The organism is Mycoplasma sp. 2261 (assembly GCF_053851575.1).
In genome coordinates, this window is the sequence record NZ_JBSQAX010000020.1 from 1 (window position 1) to 1296 (window position 1296).

Here is a 1296-nt window from a genome sequence, read left to right on the forward strand (position 1 = left end):
GTTTTTCAAGAACATTGTAACTATTTGAGTTAGCATTGCTATTTGTTTCTTCGGCCGAATTTATTCTTGATTGTAGATCCTTTTTAGAAACATGATAAGTTCCCTTGTCCTTAAATTTTTCTTGTTCTAGTTCAGTGTTAAGTTCTTTAGCTTCAACTAGTGTGCTTATAGATGCTTCCTTAGATTTTTGAAGGTAGCTATCTTTTAAAGTTTTAGCACCGTTGTTATATTCAACCTCAATTTCATCTACGGATTTTTGTTCATTATCTAATGTTTCTAGCGTTTTTTCAGCATCTTGTATGAATTTTTCAAATTCATTAGTTGGACTAATAATATTATTTTCTTTGGTATATTTAAGATTTTGTTTTGCGATGGCAATTTCTCTGGTCAGATTATCTCTTGCAACTTGCTTTTTAGTTTTTGTTAATAAACTATCAAGTATATTTTTATTTGTAACTAGATCGCCTAACAAAGTATTAGTATTATTGTTTCGCTGTGCTTTTTCAATGGCATCGCTAATTTGGTCTCTATTATTTTCATATTCATCAGAAGATTTAATTTTATCTAATTGTTGATGTCCTTTTTCAATTAAGCCAGTTATTTCACTAATTAATTTGTCTTTTTGTTTTGTAATTAAATCACTTGCTTGTTCTGATTTGTTGTTTAGATTAGCTAAAGCTTCTGTAATACTATTTTTGTCAAGTTTTTTTAGAGCTTCATTACCTACATTTATTGCATTTTTTAATTCGTCCTCAATTTTTTGAGAACTAAATAAATCACTAGCTGATTCGATTTCTTTTAATAATTTTTGTGAAGAAGGTAATTCTTGGATTAAACCATCAATAGCTTCTTTAATTTGTTGTGCATCACTTTTTAGTGGTTTAGCTTTTTCTAGAATTTCTCTCAGTGTAGCAATTTCATTATCTTTGCTCATTTTATTTTTTATGTTGGTTATTTCAGCGTCTAATTTTTTGGCTAAATTTTTATATTTGTCATAATCGAGGGTTGTGTTCTTATAATTTTCGGCATCTTTTACTAAGTCATTAATTTGCTTTATTAGGTTTTGTTTTTCTAATGATAGGGTTTTTTGGAATTCTGAAATTTTTTCATGTAAAGAATTTAGTGCTTTTTGTCTTTCTTCTAGGGTTGCATTTGGATTATTAAGAATTTTTTCAGCTTCTTTGATTGCTTTTTCAAATATACCTTTATTTTTGATATCAGAAGGAAATTTTGAATCAATATTTTTTGCATTTAAAATTTCATCTGTCAGGTTAAACAACACTTGGAGATTGTTTT

1 protein-coding gene is annotated in these 1296 nt (G+C 27.5%); it reads right to left on the reverse strand.

What is annotated here, in order from left to right; genetic code table 4:
- A partial coding sequence (locus tag ACWXVM_RS03155) for a hypothetical protein (protein WP_455994303.1) occupies positions 1-1296 on the reverse strand: 1296 nt, incomplete at both ends.